This is a genomic window from Shewanella sp. cp20 (genome assembly GCF_000832025.1).
Classification (GTDB): domain Bacteria; phylum Pseudomonadota; class Gammaproteobacteria; order Enterobacterales; family Shewanellaceae; genus Shewanella.
Window position 1 is genome coordinate 145,876 of record NZ_JPII01000049.1, and the last position, 19,457, is coordinate 165,332.

The 19,457-nt window shown below is 52.1% G+C and carries 11 protein-coding genes and 1 pseudogene; 4 read left to right on the plus strand and 8 right to left on the minus strand.

The genetic code is table 11. The features are described 5' to 3' along the window. From sucD to sdhC, 8 genes are all read right to left on the minus strand, one after another. A complete protein-coding gene (gene sucD, locus DB48_RS17895) occupies nt 1-873 on the minus strand; it encodes a succinate--CoA ligase subunit alpha (protein WP_011865457.1) in 873 nt (290 codons plus the stop codon). Further along, complete coding sequence (gene sucC, locus DB48_RS17900) at nt 873-2,039, minus strand: ADP-forming succinate--CoA ligase subunit beta (RefSeq protein ID WP_011865456.1); 1,167 nt, start codon at nt 2,037-2,039, stop codon at nt 873-875. Before sucC ends, sucD begins: the two co-directional genes overlap by 1 nt. Nucleotides 2,040-2,142: 103 nt before the next feature. Then, entirely contained in the window at nt 2,143-3,333 is a 1,191-nt protein-coding gene (gene odhB / locus DB48_RS17905) for a 2-oxoglutarate dehydrogenase complex dihydrolipoyllysine-residue succinyltransferase (RefSeq protein WP_041511545.1), read from the minus strand. A 32-nt stretch (nt 3,334-3,365) separates the two neighbouring features. Further along, nucleotides 3,366-6,188 carry a 2-oxoglutarate dehydrogenase E1 component gene (sucA, locus tag DB48_RS17910; RefSeq protein ID WP_041511546.1) on the minus strand — a complete coding sequence of 941 codons (2,823 nt, stop codon included), beginning with the start codon at nt 6,186-6,188 and terminating at the stop codon, nt 3,366-3,368. Nucleotides 6,189-6,402: 214 nt separating this feature from the next. After that, a complete protein-coding gene (locus tag DB48_RS17915) occupies nt 6,403-7,110 on the minus strand; it encodes a succinate dehydrogenase iron-sulfur subunit (protein WP_041511547.1) in 708 nt (235 codons plus the stop codon). A gap of 10 nt (nt 7,111-7,120) precedes the next feature. Then, entirely contained in the window at nt 7,121-8,887 is a 1,767-nt protein-coding gene (sdhA, locus tag DB48_RS17920; protein ID WP_041511548.1) for a succinate dehydrogenase flavoprotein subunit, read from the minus strand. Continuing rightward, a complete protein-coding gene (gene sdhD, locus DB48_RS17925; protein WP_041511549.1) occupies nt 8,888-9,235 on the minus strand; it encodes a succinate dehydrogenase, hydrophobic membrane anchor protein in 348 nt (115 codons plus the stop codon). Then, entirely contained in the window at nt 9,229-9,624 is a 396-nt protein-coding gene (gene sdhC, locus DB48_RS17930) for a succinate dehydrogenase cytochrome b556 subunit (protein WP_041511550.1), read from the minus strand. The genes sdhD and sdhC overlap by 7 nt, the downstream gene beginning before the upstream one ends. Before the next feature lie 412 nt (nt 9,625-10,036). On the opposite strand from sdhC, the gene DB48_RS17935 reads away from it, so the two are divergent. From DB48_RS17935 to DB48_RS17950, 4 genes and pseudogenes are all read left to right on the plus strand, one after another. Further along, entirely contained in the window at nt 10,037-11,323 is a 1,287-nt protein-coding gene (locus DB48_RS17935; RefSeq protein WP_041511551.1) for a citrate synthase, read from the plus strand. A 761-nt stretch (nt 11,324-12,084) separates the two neighbouring features. After that, nucleotides 12,085-13,149, plus strand: a complete 1,065-nt coding sequence (locus DB48_RS17940) for an efflux RND transporter periplasmic adaptor subunit (RefSeq protein WP_041511552.1) — start codon at nt 12,085-12,087, stop codon at nt 13,147-13,149. A 14-nt stretch (nt 13,150-13,163) separates the two neighbouring features. After that, nucleotides 13,164-16,412, plus strand: a complete 3,249-nt coding sequence (locus tag DB48_RS17945; RefSeq protein WP_041511553.1) for an efflux RND transporter permease subunit — start codon at nt 13,164-13,166, stop codon at nt 16,410-16,412. After that, nucleotides 16,409-19,455: pseudogene (locus tag DB48_RS17950) on the plus strand (efflux RND transporter permease subunit). The gene DB48_RS17945 and the pseudogene DB48_RS17950 overlap by 4 nt, the downstream one beginning before the upstream one ends. Nucleotides 19,456-19,457: the final 2 nt, after the last annotated feature.

Below are 19,457 nucleotides of genomic sequence, written 5' to 3' on the forward strand. Positions count from 1 at the left end.
TTACCAACCGGTCTTAGCACGCAGTGCACTGCCGATGTCGGCCAGTGAACGTACGGTAGTCACGCCTGCCGCTTCTAGTGCAGCAAACTTGTCTTCAGCCGTACCTTTACCGCCAGCGATGATAGCGCCAGCGTGGCCCATACGCTTACCAGCAGGTGCAGTCACACCGGCAATGTAAGAGACGACAGGCTTAGTCACGTTAGCCTTGATGTAGGCCGCCGCTTCTTCTTCAGCAGTACCACCGATCTCGCCGATCATCACGATGGCTTCGGTCTGTGGATCGTTTTGGAACATTTCCAATACGTCGATGAAGTTAGTGCCTGGAATTGGGTCACCACCGATACCAACACAAGTTGATTGGCCGAAACCTTCATCGGTAGTTTGCTTAACCGCTTCATAGGTCAGCGTACCAGAGCGAGAAACGATGCCCACTTTACCTGGCTTGTGGATGTGACCTGGCATGATACCGATCTTACATTCGCCTGGAGTGATAACACCTGGGCAGTTAGGACCGATCATACGAACGCCAGTCTCTTCCAGCTTAACCTTAACTTCCAGCATATCCAGAGTAGGAATGCCTTCAGTAATACAAACGATTAGCTCGATGCCGCCGTCGATAGCTTCTAGGATTGCATCCTTACAGAAAGGCGCTGGTACGTAGATAACGGTAGCAGTTGCTCCGGTTTCAGCCACAGCGTCTTTAACAGTGTTGAACACTGGCAGACCCAGGTGAACCTGACCGCCCTTGCCTGGCGAAACACCGCCAACCATTTGCGTGCCGTATGCGATCGCTTGCTCAGAGTGGAAAGTACCTTGACCGCCAGTGAAACCCTGACAGATAACCTTGGTATCTTTGTTAATTAATACAGACATTATTTGCCCTCCGCAGCAGCAACAACTTTAACAGCAGCGTCAGTTAGCGACTCGGCTGCAATAATGTCAAGACCAGAGTTAGCCAATACTTCGCGACCTAGATCTGCGTTTGTACCTTCTAGACGAACAACCACTGGCACTTCAACACCCACTTCTTTAACAGCGCCGATGATACCTTCTGCGATCATGTCACAACGTACGATACCGCCGAAGATGTTTACTAGCACTGCTTTAACGTTTGCGTCAGACAAGATGATCTTGAATGCTTCAGCAACACGCTCTTTAGTCGCGCCGCCACCAACGTCAAGGAAGTTAGCTGGCTTGCCGCCATGCAGGTTAACGATGTCCATAGTACCCATTGCTAGGCCGGCACCGTTTACCATGCAACCTACGTTACCGTCTAGGGCAACATAGTTCAGCTCGAATTTCGCCGCGTGTGCTTCACGAGCGTCATCCTGTGATGGATCGTGCATGTCACGGATCTTTGGTTGACGGAACAGTGCGTTGCCATCGATACCAATCTTACCGTCTAGACAGTGGATGTTACCTTCGGTAGTGATAACCAGAGGGTTGATCTCAAGCAGTGCGAAATCATGGTCGGTGAACATAGTCGCCAGACCCATGAAGACTTTAGTGAACTGCTTCATCTGAGTTGGGTTTAGACCCAACTTGAAGCCAAGATCACGTGCCTGGTATGGCTGAGGACCAGTCAAAGGATCGATAATCGCCTTGTGGATCAGCTCAGGTGTCTCTTCGGCAACAGTTTCAATCTCAACGCCACCTTCGGTAGACGCCATGAAGACAACGCGACGGGTCGCACGGTCAACAACGGCCCCAAGGTACAGTTCGTTTGCGATATCAGTGCAGCTTTCGACTAGGATCTTAGCAACTGGCTGACCTTTTTCGTCAGTCTGATAAGTCACCAGGTTCTTGCCTAACCAATGCTCAGCAAATGCTCTGATCTCTTCTTTATCGCCGGTAACTTTTACGCCACCTGCTTTACCACGGCCGCCTGCGTGTACTTGACACTTAACAACCCACATATCTCCGCCAATATGGCCAGCCGCTTCTACCGCCTCTTGAGGGGTATCACAAGCATAACCTTCTGACACTGGTAAACCATATTCGGCAAATAGGGCTTTTGCCTGATACTCATGCAAATTCATGATGATCTATCCGTATACTTCTAATCTAATCCAACCGGCTCAGTTGAGTCGGTAGCGAGGGGTGATGCCTACCGTTACCGACAGGCATCGAAACAACATCGTCTTACAGGTCTAATAGTAGACGAGTTGGGTCTTCCAGGAAGTCCTTAATGGCAACCAGGAAGCCAACAGACTCACGACCATCGATGATACGGTGGTCATAAGAGAGTGCTAGGTACATCATAGGTAGAATTTCTACCTGACCATTAACCGCCATTGGGCGATCTTTGATGGCATGCATGCCCAGGATCGCACTTTGTGGCAGGTTAAGGATAGGGGTAGACATCAGCGAGCCAAATACACCGCCGTTAGTCACGGTGAAGTTACCGCCAGTCATGTCGTCAACGGTCAGCTTACCATCGCGGCCCTTGATAGCCAGCTCGCGTACGTTACGCTCGATGTCGGCCAGGCTCATGGTATCAGTGTCACGCAGTACTGGAGTTACCAGGCCGCGAGGAGTCGATACCGCGATGCTTACGTCGAAGTAGTTGTGGTAAACGATATCATCACCGTCGATAGAGGCGTTCACTTCAGGGAAACGCTTCAGGGCTTCGGTCACGGCTTTCACGTAGAAAGACATGAAACCAAGGCGAATGCCGTGCTTCTTCTCGAACAGCTCTTGATACTGCTTACGAATGTCCATGATAGGCTTCATGTTCACTTCGTTGAAGGTCGTCAACATAGCCGTTGAGTTCTTCGCTTCCAGCAGACGGTTAGCAATGGTCTTACGCAGACGCGTCATAGGTACACGCTTCTGGCTACGCTCACCCAGTGGCGCAACAACGGCAGGCGCGTCAGCAGGCTTAGCCGCAGGTGCCGACTTGATGAAGGCTTCCACATCTTCCTTAGTGATACGACCGCCAACACCTGTGCCCTTGATCTTAGCAGCGTCCAGGTTGTGCTCGGCAATCAGACGACGAACAGATGGGCTTAGGGCATCGTTAGTCTCTTCGCTCTCAGCTGCCTGAGGCGCTGCCGCTTCGGCTTGTTCCTTAGAAACTTCCTGACCGGCAACCGCACCAGCAACAAACTTCGCGATAACGGCTTCGGCCAACACTGTGTCGCCTTCTTCCGCCAGGAACTCAACGATTGAACCATCTTCTGGCGCAACCACTTCTAAAACGACCTTGTCGGTTTCGATATCGACCAGGTTTTGATCACGAGACACTTGCTCGCCAGCTTTAACATGCCATGTGGCGATGGTTGCATCAGCAACGGATTCTGGCAGTACGGGTACCTTAATTTCGATACTCATGGAAAGCTATCCTTTTTATAAATTGTCTATTACTACAGTTTTAATGCGCTATTGATTAAAGATTCTTGCTGCTGGGCGTGCAGGGCCGGATAACCACATGCTGGTGCAGCCGAGGCTTCACGACCCGCATAGGTTAATTGAGCACCGGCAGGAATGGCTGCCCAGAAGTGGTGCTGGCTGCAATACCAAGCGCCCTGGTTCTGAGGCTCTTCCTGACACCAAACGAAATCTTTAACGTGCTGATACTGAGCGAGGATTTTTGCCATATCTTCGTGTGGGAACGGGTACAGTTGTTCGACACGGATCAGAGCAACATTATCCAGCTTCTCTTTACGACGCTTCTCAAGCAGTTCGAAGTAAACCTTACCACTACAGAAGACTACGCGATCTACCTTGCTGCTATCGAGTTCATCGATTTCACCAATCACATTTTGGAAGGTGCCTTCGGCAAGCTCATCCAGGCTAGACACGGCCAGCGGATGACGCAGCAATGACTTAGGTGACATCACCACCAGAGGACGACGCATAGGACGCACCACCTGACGGCGTAGCATGTGGTAAACCTGCGCCGGCGTCGATGGGACACACACCTGCATGTTGTGGTTAGCACATAGCTGCAGGAAACGCTCCAGACGTGCACTCGAGTGCTCTGGTCCCTGACCTTCATAGCCATGTGGCAGTAGCATAGTCAAGCCACACAGACGGCCCCACTTCTGCTCGCCAGATGAGAGGAACTGGTCGATCACCACCTGGGCACAGTTAGCGAAGTCACCGAACTGAGCTTCCCAAATGGTCAGGCCGCCCGGCTCAGCGGTCGCATAGCCGTATTCGAACGCCAATACTGAGGCTTCAGACAATACCGAGTCAGAGATATCGATAGGGCCTTGCATGTCAGACAGGTGACGCAGTGGCAGATAAGCGGTAGCGTCATTTTGGTTGTGCAACACGGCGTGACGGTGGAAGAAGGTACCACGGCCAGAGTCTTGACCCGTGATACGCACGCGCTTGTTGTCATCCAAAATAGAGGCGTAAGCCAAGGTCTCGGCAAAGCCCCAGTCCACTAGCTTATCACCGGCGGCCATGGCCACACGGTCTTTGTAGATCTTAGCAACGCGCGACTGTAGCTTATGACTCTCAGGCACATAGCTGATCTTCTCAGCCAACGCCTTCACACGCGCTAGCGGTAACTCGGCAGGATAAGCCTCGTCCCACTCGCGGTTGAGATAAGGCGTCCAGTCAACGGTATGCAGCGTCATTGGGCGCCACTCTTTCACCACGCAATCGCCTTTATCCAAGGCGTCACGGTAGTCGTTGATCATCGCGGTCACGTCATCGGCACCTAGCGCCTTCTCTTCAATCAGACGGTCGGCATAGATCTTACGTGGCGTAGGATGCTTCTTGATCTTGGCATACATCAACGGCTGAGTTGCACTCGGCTCATCGGCCTCGTTGTGGCCGTGACGACGGTAACACACCAGATCGATCACTACGTCACGCTTAAACTCGTTACGGTAATCAACCGCCAACTGAGCAACGAAGGCGACCGACTCAGGGTCATCTGCATTCACGTGGAAGATAGGCGCCTGTACCATCTTAGCGATATCGGTACAGTATTCTGTAGAACGGGTATCTTCGGTCAGGTTAGTGGTAAAGCCCACCTGGTTGTTGACCACGATGCGGATACTGCCGCCTACCTTAAAGGCACGGGTCTGAGACATGTTAAATGTCTCTTGTACTATGCCCTGGCCTGCGATGGCGCTGTCACCGTGAATGGTGATCGGCATGACCTGAAGGCCCGTCTTACAACCGCGGCGGTCCAGACGTGCTCTTACCGAGCCCATGACCACAGGGTTAACGATCTCAAGGTGAGACGGGTTGAAGGCCAGTGCCAGGTGCACGTTGCCACCGGGGGTTTCGAAATCTGAAGAGAAACCTTGGTGATACTTAACGTCACCCGAACCGTTGAGCTCATCGCTGTGCTTACCGGCGAACTCGTCGAACAGCTCAGATGGCTTCTTACCTAGGATGTTAACCAGCAGGTTAAGACGACCACGGTGAGCCATGCCCACGACGATCTCTTTGGTACCGGCTTCACCACCACGGTAGATGATTTCACGCATCATAGGGACCAGCGCGTCACCACCTTCCAGTGAGAAACGTTTTGCGCCGGGGAACTTGGCGCCGAGATACTTCTCCATACCTTCGGCGGCGTTGAGGCCCTCGAGGATGCGAGTCTTGGTATTCTTATCGTAATTCGCTCTACCTAATGATGGCTCCAAGCGTTGTTGGATCCAACGCTTCTCATCGGTATCTGTGATGTGCATGTATTCAGCACCGATAGCACCACCATAGGTCGCTTTCAGTGCTTTAACCAGATCACCTAGCTTCATGGTGTCACCACCGTGAGCGAATGAACCTGTGTTGAATTCACGCTCCATATCTTCGCTGGTTAGGCCGTGGAAGGCCGGGTCCAATTCAGAGACGGTATCGCGCTTCCATAGCCCGAGGGGATCCAGATTCGCATTCTGGTGGCCGCGGAAACGGTAGGCGTTGATCAGCTGAAGAACTTTAACCTGTTTGGCATCGACTTCGGGATCGGTCACACGAGCAGCGCTCTTGTGACGACCGTCTAGCGCCAAACTACGGAAATATTCACGTACTTTAGAGTGGGCAGCTTCGGGCACATCTGCTGTTGCACCGTTGGCATATGGGAGGTTATCAAACACCGCTCGCCAGTCGTCTGATACTGACTGAGGGTCCTCTTGATAGGCTTCATACATCTCTTCTACATAGGTCGAATTAGCCCCGTTTAAATGAGACGATTCGAGCCAGGCTTTCATGATGCCTTGGTGCATTTCTATTCCTTTCAAACTTTATACACGTGTTTTTAGCCAAAGTATTGAAAATGCAATTCAGTCAAATGTACTGCAATTGCAAAATATCTGCCGCCCCTAGAGTCCAGATTTCACGGCATGTGTAGTTCCATTACATAAAAGAGCCACTTCTCACATGGGAGAAGTGACTCTCAATGAGCTATATAATTATTAAAATCAGCTCAGTGTGTTGCATTTATACAGCTCGCTTAAGCAACATAGACTTGATGTGTCCAATTGCTTTAGTCGGGTTGAGTCCTTTTGGACAAACGTCAACACAGTTCATGATGCCATGGCAACGGAATACGCTGTAAGCATCATCGAGCTCAGACAGACGCTCTTCGGTCGCGGTGTCACGGCTATCGATAAGGAAACGATAGGCATGCAACAGGCCGCTTGGACCGACGAACTTGTCTGGGTTCCACCAGAATGATGGACAAGCCGTCGAACAACAAGCACACATGATACATTCATACAGACCGTCCAGGTGCGCACGCTCTTCTGGCGATTGCAGGTGTTCACGGGCTGGTGTCTTGTCATCGTTGATCAGGTAAGGCTTGATCTTCTCGTACTGCTTGTAGAACTGAGTCAGGTCAACAATCAGGTCGCGAACCACAGGCATACCAGGTAGTGGACGTATCTCCAGCTTCTTACCCTTGAAGGTAGAAATAGGCGTGATACAGGCCAGACCGTTCTTACCGTTCATGTTAACGCCATCACTACCACATACACCTTCACGGCATGAGCGACGGAACGCCAACGTTGGGTCTTGTATCTTTAGCTGCATCAGGACATCCAGCACCATCATATCGGTACCTTCTGCCACTTCCAGCGTGTAATCCTTCATGTAAGGCTTAGCGTCTACTTCAGGATTATAGCGATAAATAGCAATCTTCAAATTCATCTTATCTTCCTTAGTAGGTACGCTTGATCGGCGGGAAGGCTTCACGAAGCTTAGGCTCCATGTTCACCGCACGCTTGGTCATCTGCTCAGTCTCAGGATTGAACAGACTGTGACACAACCAGTTCTCATCATCACGCTCGAGGAAGTCTTCACGTGAATGCGCACCACGACTCTCTTGACGGAAGTTCGCCGCGTAGGCCGTTGCAATCGCTGTCGCCATCAGGTTGTCTAGCTCTAGACACTCGATACGCTGAGTATTGAACTCTTTCGAGTTGTCAGACAGCTTGGCATTGGCCAGACGCTCACGAATCGCCTTAAGCTCTTCGAGGCCTTCTGCCATCGCCTCACCGGTACGGAATACCGAGAAGTTAAGCTGCATACAAAGCTGAAGATCTTTACGGATCTGCGCAGGGTCTTCACCGTCTTTGTTGCTTTCCCAACGATTAAGACGCTCAAGTGACTTAGCAATATCTGCATCGCTCGCATCTTTCGGTGTTGCAGTCTCATCCAGCGCCTTACCCAGGTGCTGACCAGCTGCGCGGCCGAAGACCACGAGGTCGAGTAGTGAGTTACCACCCAGGCGGTTCGCACCGTGTACCGATACACAGGCAATCTCACCCACGGCAAACAGACCAACCACATCGCTTTCGCTGCCATCTTCGTTCTTACGGATCACCTGACCGCTGACCTTAGCAGGTAGACCACCCATCATGTAGTGACAGGTTGGCAGTACAGGGATTGGACCATCAGCCGGATCGATGTGCGCGAAGGTACGAGACAGTTCGCAAACGCCTGGTAGACGTGCTTCCAGGGTCTCTTTACCTAAGTGATCTAGCTTAAGTAGACAGTGAGGGCCTAGTGGGCCATCAAGGCCGCGACCTTCACGGATCTCGGTCATCATAGAACGTGCTACCACGTCACGTGATGCCAGGTCTTTCGCGTTTGGCGCATAACGCTCCATGAAGCGCTCGCCATCTTTGTTCAGCAGGTATCCGCCTTCACCACGACAACCTTCGGTAACCAGTACACCCGCGCCGGCGATACCGGTTGGGTGGAACTGCCACATCTCCATGTCTTGCATCTGCACGCCAGCGCGCATCGCCATACCAACACCGTCACCGGTATTGATGTGGGCGTTGGTAGTTGAGGCGTAGATACGACCCGCACCACCAGTAGCCAGAATAGTGGCCTTAGACTTGAAGTAAACGATCTCGCCGGTTTCGATTTCAATTGCAGTACAACCTACGATGGCGCCGTCTTCGTTCTTCACTAGATCCAGTGCATACCACTCAGAGAAGACTTCGGTCTTATGCTTAACGTTCTGCTGGTATAGGCAGTGCAGCAAGGCGTGACCGGTACGGTCAGCCGCCGCTGCGGTACGTGCCGCCTGCTCGCCACCGAAGTTTTTCGATTGGCCGCCGAAAGGACGCTGATAAATTTTACCGTTTTCGAAACGAGAGAATGGCAGACCCATATGCTCTAGCTCGATAATGGCTTCAGGACCGGTTTGACACATAAATTCGATCGCGTCTTGGTCGCCGATGAAATCGGAACCCTTAACGGTATCGTACATGTGTTGTTCCCAATGGTCTTCATGGGCGTTGCCTAGGGCGACGGTAATACCACCCTGGGCCGAAACCGTATGAGAACGGGTTGGGAATACTTTAGATAACAGCGCGCAGCTCTTACCTTCTTTAGAAATCTGTAGTGCAGCTCGCATACCCGCGCCACCGGCGCCAATGACGACTGCATCAAACTCACGTACTGGAATACTCACTTAAACACCCCACACAATAACAATGCCAGCAGCCAGGTAAGAAAGTGCTGCTACGACGAAGACGAATTGGAGTACGCCACGAAGGGCTACCGGCTTAACATAGTCGGTAAGCACCTGCCAGATACCGATCCAGGCGTGAACCAGGATGGCCACCAGGGCAAGAAGCGTAAACACTTTCATCGGCAAAGCACTGAACAAACCGTGCCATACGTCATAAGTGAGAGGCGAACTAGCTGCGATGAATCCTACTAAGAAAATGGTGTAACAAGTAAGGATCACGGCACTAGCACGAAGAAGAATAAAATCATGAACGCCACTGCGTCCAAGACTCGCTGCATTTGTTACCATACCCAAATCCCCGCAATGATTGACCATGCCGCAGCAATAACGAAGGCGGCTTTCGCTGAAGCGTTACCCGATTCCAACTCTTCCCAACGACCGGTATCCATGATCAGATGGCGTACGCCAACAATCAGGTGGTAACCCAGTGCGGTCAGAATTCCCCAGACAACGAACTTAACGATAAAGGTATCAAATAGAGATTGAATGCCTGCGAAACTCTCAGCAGATGCGAGTGATTCACTCAACATCCAGATAAGAATGCCGACGGCAAACAGCATGATGACACCGGAGACACGGTGTAGGATTGACGCAATCGCTGTTGCAGGAAAGCGAATGGTCTGCAGATCTAGATGGACAGGTCTTTGCTTTTTCACGTTCTGCTCACTCTGCTCCATTGAGCATTATTTTTGTTATTGAACCTCTTTCGAACGAAATTTGACCAGCAAGCAAACTTACCACCTCCTCTCGCCTCAAAAGGAAAGTTGAAACAAACAGTTAACTAATTCAAAAATCACTAAATAAGTATGTAAATAATGGTCTTCGAATTGGTTTGTTTGCAGCTCTTTCGAGCCGAAGCAAGTATACGCCCCACAAATGTCAAATACAAACATCACATTATGCAAATTTTGTTTTTTTGGTAAAAAAATCTGCCAAGTCGCTGTATTGGCGGGCACTTACGTCAAATTAAGACCATGGTCTAACGAATTTAAACGCTTATTTAAATTGAAATGTGATCTAGATTCACTGTAAAGTATTGGCGTTTGACAAAGCCGCACTCACATAAGAATGAAGTAAGGAGAACGGGGTATGGCTGATAATATAGCCAAATTGGAACTACCAGGGAACGATTCGATTGACCTGCCTATCAAGAAAGGAACGGCGGGATTTGATGTTATCGACATCAGCAAACTCGGTAGCAAAGGTCATTTTACATTTGACCCAGGATTCCTAGCGACAGCATCCTGCGAATCAGCTATCACTTACATTGATGGCGCCCAAGGTATACTTTTACACCGTGGTTACGCGATCGACGAACTTGCCGTCGATTCAGACTATTTAGATCTTTGTTATCTACTGCTTTACGGTGAGTTACCTAACAAGGCTCAATACGACAAATTTGTTTACACGGTTAAGACTCACACTATGGTTAACGAGCAACTGGCTTCGTTCTTCCGTGGTTTCCGCCGTGACGCACACCCAATGGCCATGCTATGTGGTGTGACAGGCGCATTGTCTGCATTCTACCAAGACTCTCTTGACGTTAACGACGAACATCACCGCGAAATTGCGGCGTTCCGTTTAGTCTCTAAGATGCCGACTATCGCCGCCATGTGTTACAAGTATTCAATTGGTCAGCCATTTGTTTACCCACGTAACGACCTAAGCTATGCGGGCAACTTCCTAAGCATGATGTTTGCGGTACCTTGTGAAGAGTACAAGGTTAACCCAATCATCGAGCGCGCCATGGACCGTATCTTTATTCTGCACGCGGATCACGAGCAAAACGCCTCGACTTCTACCGTGCGACTAGCCGGTTCATCGGGTGCCAACCCATTTGCATGTATCGCAGCGGGTATCGCTTCACTATGGGGCCCTGCACACGGCGGCGCTAACGAAGCTTGCCTGAACATGTTGGAAGAGATCGGTACTGTCGATCGTATTCCTGAGTTCATCGCTCGTGCTAAAGATAAGGAAGATCCTTTCCGTCTGATGGGCTTCGGTCACCGCGTCTACAAGAACTTCGACCCTCGCGCCAAGGTTATGCGCGAAACCTGTCATGAAGTACTTGCAGAGCTTAAGGTTAATGACCCACTACTGGATGTGGCGATGGAACTTGAGCGTATCGCACTGGAAGATGAGTACTTCGTATCGAAGAAGCTCTATCCAAACGTCGATTTCTACTCAGGCATCATCATGAAGGCTATCGGCATTCCAACAAGCATGTTCACCGTACTGTTCGCCCTTGCGCGTACCGTTGGTTGGATTGCTCACTGGAAAGAGATGCTGGATCAGCCTGGTCACAAGATCAGCCGTCCACGCCAGCTCTACACAGGTTCGGCAGAACGCGACTTCGTCAAACTGGACCAGCGTTAATCACTGCGGCCTAATCTTAAAAAGCACCCCTAGGGTGCTTTTTTTATGCCTCTCTTTCGTCCCGTATCCCACTCGTCCCGTATCCCACTCATCCCGCTCGGCACCTTCAACCCTCCTTATTCTCCCCTTTCATCCCACATCGCCCTGACTTCCACGCCTTCTGATACCGGCCCTTCTATCGCTGACCTTTTATATCCAGCCTTATACCAATCGTAATAAACAATTGATCATTCTAGCTTGTTAAAACGCTCGATAACTGTATTAGTATTTTTAATTGTAGAATAACTACTTATCTAAAAATCCTGCTTTGTTCTCATGCGTTTTTCCTGCGCTATTTCTGATCACATGTTTACTGTGATTGGTATTAAACCCCGAAGCTTATATGGCGAGGGTTAACCCCCTACTTTATATGACTAAAGTTATATGACTAGAGTTATATGAGTAAAGTTTGGTGCCTTGAGTTTTTATCAACGACCGACTCCAGTGAGCCCTTTGGTTTGTGTCATCGTCGCCATGCAAGATAGGGTTAACACTTGAGATACATTTTGTATCAAATCCAATTTGCACTGACCTTGGCAATAGGTCTTAACTGTAGATTAGTCAAAAGCATCACATGTTAAACATTTTCGCTACAAACCAGTTAACAAATTCACCGCGCCCGGACAGGTTTTGAAGTAAGCAACTGATATAAATAGGTTTAACATTTTGGCACACCTTGTGCTTACTAAGGCTAATTGGATAAATAACATAGGTATCTTCACATGGAATCTTTTTCAAAGTTTAAGTTGGCACTCCCCCTACTTTTTGTTGCCGTACTCAGTGCATGTGGTAATGAGGAAACAAAGAAAGAAGAAGAAAAGTACGCCGTCCCCGTCGAAACCACGACCGTCATACAAGGTGATGTCTCCTCTTTTTATAGCACTACAGCTACCCTGGAAGCCCCTCAGGAAGCAGACGTGGTCAGCCGCATTGCAGGGCTTATCGAATCCATTAAGGTAGAAGAAGGCGATCGCGTCACCAAGGGACAGCTGTTAGCGGTTATCGATGCCAAGCGCCAACGTTACGATCTGGCCCGTTCGCAGGCCGAAGTGGAGATCATCGAGCAGGAGCTCAACCGTTTGAAGAAGATGAGCAATAAAGAGTTCATCAGCGCCGACTCCATGGCCAAACTCGAATATAACCTCCAAGCCGCGATTGCCAAGCGCGACCTTGCCGCGCTGCAAGTTCAGGAGAGCATGGTGCGCTCCCCTATCGACGGTGTTGTCGCCAAGCGCTACGTGAAGGCTGGCAACATGGCTAAAGAGTTTGAGCAGCTATTCTATGTAGTCAATCAAGACGAGCTATACGGCATAGTACACCTGCCAGAGGCACAGCTTCAGAGCCTACGTTTAGGCCAGGAGGCCGAGCTTTATGCCAACAAGCATACCAAAGAAACCATACATGCCAAGGTGCTGCGGATCAGCCCCATAGTGGATCCCCAAAGCGGTACCTTTAAGGTCACTCTATCGGTTCCCAACCAAAACGCACAGCTCAAGGCGGGTATGTTTACTCGCGTAGAGTTGCGATACGACACCCACAGCAATGTGATCACAGTGCCCTACAACGCCGTCGTCAATCAGGACAACCAATACGCCCTGTATGTCGTGCAGGGTGAGAATGCCCTGCGCCGCGAAGTCGCCCTGGGTTATCGCGAGGCCGATACCGTTGAGGTGGTCTCCGGGCTAGAGCCGGGCGAGCAGATAGTGATCCGCGGTCAACAAAACCTGAAAGACCAGTCGTTAGTTGAAGTGATCAGCCAACTAGACGTTGCTCGCGCACAACAATAACGGGAACTTAGCTTATGTCGATTATTAATACTTCCGTTAAACGGCCGGTATCCGTGTGGATGTTTATGCTGGCGGTGATCCTGTTTGGCATGGTGGGTTTCTCTCGCCTGGCGGTGAAACTCCTGCCGGATCTCAGCTACCCCACCATTACCATACGCACCCAATATGAAGGCGCGGCGCCGGTAGAGGTAGAACAGCTGGTCTCTAAGCCTATCGAAGAAGCCGCCGGTATCGTTAAGGGGCTGCGCAAGATTAGCTCCATCTCCCGCTCAGGCATGTCCGATGTAGTTCTCGAATTTGAATGGGGCACAGACATGGATATGGCCAGCCTGGAGGTCAGGGAAAAGCTAGATACCATAGAGCTGCCACTGGATGTGAAGAAGCCACTCTTGCTGCGCTTTAACCCTAACTTAGATCCAATCGTGCGTCTGGCGCTCTCCCTGCCCGACGCCGATGATCAGTCACTCAAGCAGATGCGCACCTTTGCCGAGGAGGAGCTTAAGCGTCAGCTGGAGTCACTCAGCGGTGTCGCCGCCGTCAGACTCTCGGGCGGTCTGGAGCAAGAGGTGCATATTCAGCTCAATCAGGAGAAGCTGACCCAGCTTAATCTGAACGCCGACAAGATCCGCGAGCGTATCGCCGCCGAAAACATCAACCTCTCTGCCGGCAAGGTAGTACAGGGCGAGAAAGAGTACCTGGTTCGTACCCTCAACCAGTTCAACTCCTTAGATGAATTGGGTCAGATCATCGTCTATCGCGATAACCAGACCCTGGTACGTCTGTTCGAGGTGGCGGACATCATCGACGCCCATAAGGAGCGCAACGACATCACCCGTATCGGCTCGGCCGAGTCTATCGAGCTGGCCATCTATAAGGAGGGTGATGCCAACACGGTTGCCGTGGCCCGCAAAGTCACCGCTAAGCTCGATGCCCTGAAGAAGCTCAACGAGAAGGCGGAGCTTAAGGTGATCTATGACCAGTCAGAGTTTATCGAGAGCGCCGTGAGCGAAGTGACCTCGGCGGCGCTGATAGGTAGTCTGCTGTCTATGCTGGTGATCTACCTGTTCCTCAGGGACATAGTGCCGACCCTTATCATCTCCATCTCGATTCCGTTTTCGGTTATCGCCACCTTTAACATGATGTATTTCGCCGACATCAGTCTCAACATCATGTCGCTGGGCGGTATCGCGTTGGCGGTAGGTCTCTTGGTAGATAATGCCATCGTGGTGCTGGAAAACATCGACCGCTGCCGCAAGCTAGGCATGAACAAGCTCGACGCCGCGGTGACAGGCACTAAAGAGGTGGCTGGGGCTATCTTCGCCTCCACCATGACGACGCTGGCGGTATTTGTGCCACTGGTATTTGTCGACGGTGTTGCCGGCGCCCTCTTCTCTGACCAAGCCTTAACAGTGACCTTTGCCCTACTCGCCTCGCTGCTGGTTGCGCTGACCACGATTCCTATGCTGGCATCGCGCGAAGGCTTTAAGGCTCTGCCGCATCTGGTGCAGAAACGCGAAAAGCCGGTTCTCGACACTAAGTTTGCCAAGGTAAAACACTATGGCGCCACCGTCTGCTCTTTCCCCTTCGTGCTGCTGTTTAGCTACTTGCCATCACTACTGCTGACGCTGGTATTGATGCTTAGCCGCGCATTCTCCTGGCTTGCAGGCCTGGTGATGCGCCCTATCAGCGCGGCATTTAACTGGTTCTATAAGTTGCTCGAGAGTGTTTATCACAAGCTGCTGCGCCAGGCGCTGAAATTCAGCTGGCTAACAATGGCCATCGCCCTCACTCTCACTGTGGGCACCATGAGCCTAGTGCCAAAACTGGGCATGGAGCTGATTCCGCCGATGAACCAGGGTGAGTTTTATGTGGAGGTCTTGTTGCCGCCGGGCACAGAGGTGAGAGAGACCGACAGAGTCCTACAGAAGCTGGCGTTGTCCATCAAGGACAGAGAGGATGTTAAACATGCCTACAGCCAAGCCGGTAGCGGCGGTCTGATGACCTCAGATACCTCGCGCGGCGGCGAAAACTGGGGCCGTCTGCAGGTGGTGCTTGCCGATCATCAAGCCTTCGATGCAGTTACCCGTGTGCTGCGCAGCACGGCTATGCGTATCCCTGAGCTGGAGGCTAAGATCCGACATCCTGAGCTGTTTAGCTTCAAAACACCGCTGGAGATTGAAGTGATTGGTTATGATCTGGCCCAGCTTAAACAGACCGCGGATAACCTCATCAGCGCCCTGTCGGACTCAGATCGTTTCGCCGACCTCAACACCAGCCTGCGTGACGGTCAGCCAGAGCTTAGCATCCGCTTCGATCATGCTCGTCTCGCCGCGTTGGGCATGGACGCGCCAACCGTCGCTAACCGCATCGCCCAGCGCATCGGTGGCACTGTGGCCAGCCAATACACGGTACGCGACAGAAAGATCGACATCTTGGTGCGCAGCGAACTCGAGGAGCGCGACCAGATAAGCGATATCGATTCGATGATCATCAACCCCAACAGCAATCAGCCTATCCCGCTGAGCGCGGTAGCCGATGTCTCGCTAAACCTGGGACCATCAGCGATCAACCGTATCAGCCAGCAACGCGTGGCTATCGTGTCGGCTAACCTCGCCTATGGCGATCTTAACGACGCCGTGCTGGAGGCAAGAAGCATCATAGATCAGCAAAACCTGCCTAGCTCGATTCAGGTGCGCTTCGGCGGCCAGAATGAAGAGATGGAGCACTCGTTCCAGTCGCTACAGATCGCCCTGATCTTGGCCGTCTTCCTGGTATATCTGGTGATGGCGAGTCAGTTCGAGTCCCTGGTGCATCCGCTGCTTATTCTTATCGCCGTACCTATGGCGGTAGGTGGTAGCATCTTTGGCCTGTTCATTACTCAGACCCATCTGAGTGTGGTGGTCTTCATCGGGCTTATCATGCTGGCGGGTATCGTCGTTAACAACGCCATCGTATTGGTCGATCGCATCAATCAGCTACGTCAGCAAGGCATCGAAAAACTCAGCGCCATCGAAGAGGCCGCCAAGTCACGCCTGCGCCCTATCGTCATGACCACTATGACGACGGCTCTAGGTCTGGCGCCGATGGCACTGGGCTTAGGCGATGGCAGCGAAGTACGCGCGCCCATGGCGATCACCGTTATCTTTGGTCTGTCACTGGCCACCCTGCTGACACTCGTGGTGATCCCGGCGCTATATGCCCTGTTCGATCGCAAGGCCTTTGACGCGCCGGCCAAAGTGGCTCAAGAGGGAGAATCAGCATGAATATCACCCGATTAGCCCTTGCCAGACCCGTGACCACCAGCATGTTCTTCGTGGCCATACTGCTCTTTGGTCTGGCCTCGAGTCGCCTGCTGCCGCTGGAGATGTTTCCCGGCATAGAGATGCCCCAGGTGTTGATTGAAGTCCCCTACAAGGGCTCTACCCCTGCGGAAGTCGAACGTGAGATCACCAACGTCCTAGAAGAGTCCCTCGCCACCATGGGGGGGATCGAGGAGTTGAGATCCCGCTCGTCGCAAAACGGCGCCGAGATCGAGCTCAGAATGAAGTGGGGCGAGAATGTCTCCACCAAGAGCCTGGAGGCCAGGGAAAAGGTGGATGCGGTGCGCCACCTGCTGCCTAAAGATGTCGAACGCGTCTTTATCCGTCAGTTCTCGACCGCCGACATGCCGGTGCTGACCATACGCATCTCAAGTGAACGAGAGCTCTCTGGCGCCTTCGATCTGCTGGATAAACAGCTGAAGAAGCCGTTAGAGCGAGTCGAAGGTGTCTCTCAGGTGACTCTGTATGGCGTCGAGCAGAAGCAGATAGAGATCAGAATCGATGCCGATAAGCTCAGTGCCACAGGAATAAGCAGCGCCATGCTGCAACAAAGACTGGGGCAGGAGAACTTTATCGTCAGCGCGGGGACACTGAGGGCCAACACCCGAGTGTATCAGGTATCGCCAAAGGGTGAGTTTCGCGATCTCGACGATATCTCTGCCCTAGTGCTGATCCCTGGCGTCACCCTAGGCGATATCGCCAGTATTCGCTATGCCCTGCCCGAGCGCCTAGACGGTCGACACTTAGATCAAAAGTACGCCGTTGGCCTGGATGTGTTCAAAGAGTCTGGTGCCAACCTGGTGGATGTCTCTGAGCGTGTGCTCAAGGTGATCGAGGCGGCCAAACAAGATCAGCAGTTCAACGGCATCAAGCTGTTCATCATGGAAGATCAGGCCTATGGGGTGAAATCCTCGCTATCGGATCTGCTGGCGGCCGGTCTTATCGGCGCACTACTTTCCTTTGCCGTGCTCTATCTGTTTTTGCGCAACCTTAAGATGACCCTGGTTGTGGTCTCTTCTGTGCCCATCTCCCTGTGTATGACACTGGCGGGCATGTATTTCTTAGGTTACAGCCTGAACATTCTCTCCATGATGGGGCTACTGCTGGCGGTGGGTATGCTGATCGACAATGCGGTGGTGGTCAGTGAGAGTGTGCTGCAGGAGAAACAGCATCAAGGCAAGGCCTCGACATCCGAAGCCGTACTCACAGGGGTGAACAAGGTTGCCCTGGCCGTGCTGGCCGGCACACTCACCACGGCCATTGTGTTTCTGCCCAATATCTTCGGCGTCAAGGTAGAGCTGACCATCTTCCTGGAGCATGTGGCCATTGCCATCTGTATCTCGCTGGCAGCATCGCTGTTAGTGGCGAAAACATTGATCCCCTTGATGTTAACTAAGCTGCATTTCGACATCGACACTAACCCAAAGCAGAGCAAACTCGAGTCTTTCTACAGCGCAGCCTGGCGTGGATCTTACACAGACCCAAACGCTCAGGGCTGATTGCCGTGATCATCCTGGCCTCAACGGCGCTGCCGCTGAGCATGGTCCAACAAGATCAAAGCGACGGCGAGGGCAACAACCGTCTCTACATCAACTATCAGGTTGAGGGGCGTCACAGCCTGGACGTCACCGAGGCGATGATCAACCGCATGGAAGATTACCTCTACGCCAATAAAGAGGAGTTCTATATCGATTCTGTCTACAGCTACTTCTCGGCCGACAGAGGTCAGTCGACCCTGCTGCTGCAGGAAGATGCCGACATAGATATCAAGGCGCTTAAGCGCAAGATCCGCGACGGTTTCCCCAAATTCTCCATCGCCAAGCCACAATTTGGCTGGGGTAACGACAACAACGGCATACGCGTCACCCTCACGGGCCGCTCCACCAGCGAACTGATCACCATCAGTGAGCAAGTTGTACCTCTACTCTCTAAAATAGATGGCCTCATCGATGTGCGCTCTGAGCTTAACAGCACACAGCAGGAGGTGATCATCGAGCTGGACCGCACCATGGCGGCGAGACTGGATCTCAGCCTGAGTGAGCTTGCCCGCAGCGTGTCCATGGCTCTGCGGGGATCGCCGCTGCGCTCCTTCAGACACGATCCCAGCGGTGAGCTGCGTATCGAGCTGGCCTACGATAAACAGTGGCGTGAGTCACTCGAAAGACTGAAAGAGCTGCCCATAGTGCGTCAAGACAATCGCGTCTATACCCTGCAGAGTCTGGCCGAGATCTCGATTCGTCCACGCTTCGATACTATCCGTCACTATGATCGTCAGACCGCGCTCTCTATCGGTGCCAACCTGGATGAGATGACCACGGAAGAGGCACAAAAAGCTATCACCCAGGTGATGGATGCGGTGCAGTTCCCCGCAGGCTATGGTTACTCGCTACGCGGTGGATTCCAGCGTCAGGATGAAGATCAGGCCATCATGGCAACTAACATGATCTTGGCCATCGCCATGATCTATATCGTCATGGCCGCCCTGTTCGAATCACTGCTGCTGCCAACGGCCATCATCACCTCTATCCTCTTCTCCATCACAGGGGTGTTCTGGGCGCTGCTGCTGACGGGCACCAATATGTCGATCATGGCGATGATAGGGATTCTGATCTTGATGGGTATCGTGGTGAACAACGGCATAGTGTTAGTCGACCAGATCAACCAGAAGACACCCGAACTGGATCGCCTGTCGGCCACCATAGAGGCCGTGTGTATCACACGTCTGCGTCCCGTGCTCATGACTGTGGGTACCACGGTACTAGGCCTGATACCACTGGCCATGGGCGACACCCAGATTGGTGGCGGTGGCCCACCCTATTCGCCTATGGCGATCGCCATCATTGGCGGCTTGAGCTTCTCGACGCTTACCAGTCTATACCTGGTGCCACTCTGCTATCAGGCCTTGTATCGCATGCGACATCAGGCTGCGATCAAGCTAGGTAACGCCGACAGGTTCACCCGGCGCATCATGCCCTGGGCACACTAAAG

Bases quoted from the DNA above. Each gene is read 5' to 3' on its own strand.
- sucD (WP_011865457.1), bottom strand. From the start codon at position 873: ATGTCTGTATTAATTAACAAAGATACCAAGGTTATCTGTCAGGGTTTC.
- sucC (WP_011865456.1), bottom strand. From the start codon at position 2,039: ATGAATTTGCATGAGTATCAGGCAAAAGCCCTATTTGCCGAATATGGT.
- odhB (WP_041511545.1), bottom strand. From the start codon at position 3,333: ATGAGTATCGAAATTAAGGTACCCGTACTGCCAGAATCCGTTGCTGAT.
- sucA (WP_041511546.1), bottom strand. From the start codon at position 6,188: ATGCACCAAGGCATCATGAAAGCCTGGCTCGAATCGTCTCATTTAAAC.
- DB48_RS17915 (WP_041511547.1), bottom strand. From the start codon at position 7,110: ATGAATTTGAAGATTGCTATTTATCGCTATAATCCTGAAGTAGACGCT.
- sdhD (WP_041511549.1), bottom strand. From the start codon at position 9,235: ATGGTAACAAATGCAGCGAGTCTTGGACGCAGTGGCGTTCATGATTTT.
- sdhC (WP_041511550.1), bottom strand. From the start codon at position 9,624: ATGGAGCAGAGTGAGCAGAACGTGAAAAAGCAAAGACCTGTCCATCTA.
- DB48_RS17935 (WP_041511551.1), top strand. From the start codon at position 10,037: ATGGCTGATAATATAGCCAAATTGGAACTACCAGGGAACGATTCGATT.
- DB48_RS17940 (WP_041511552.1), top strand. From the start codon at position 12,085: ATGGAATCTTTTTCAAAGTTTAAGTTGGCACTCCCCCTACTTTTTGTT.
- DB48_RS17945 (WP_041511553.1), top strand. From the start codon at position 13,164: ATGTCGATTATTAATACTTCCGTTAAACGGCCGGTATCCGTGTGGATG.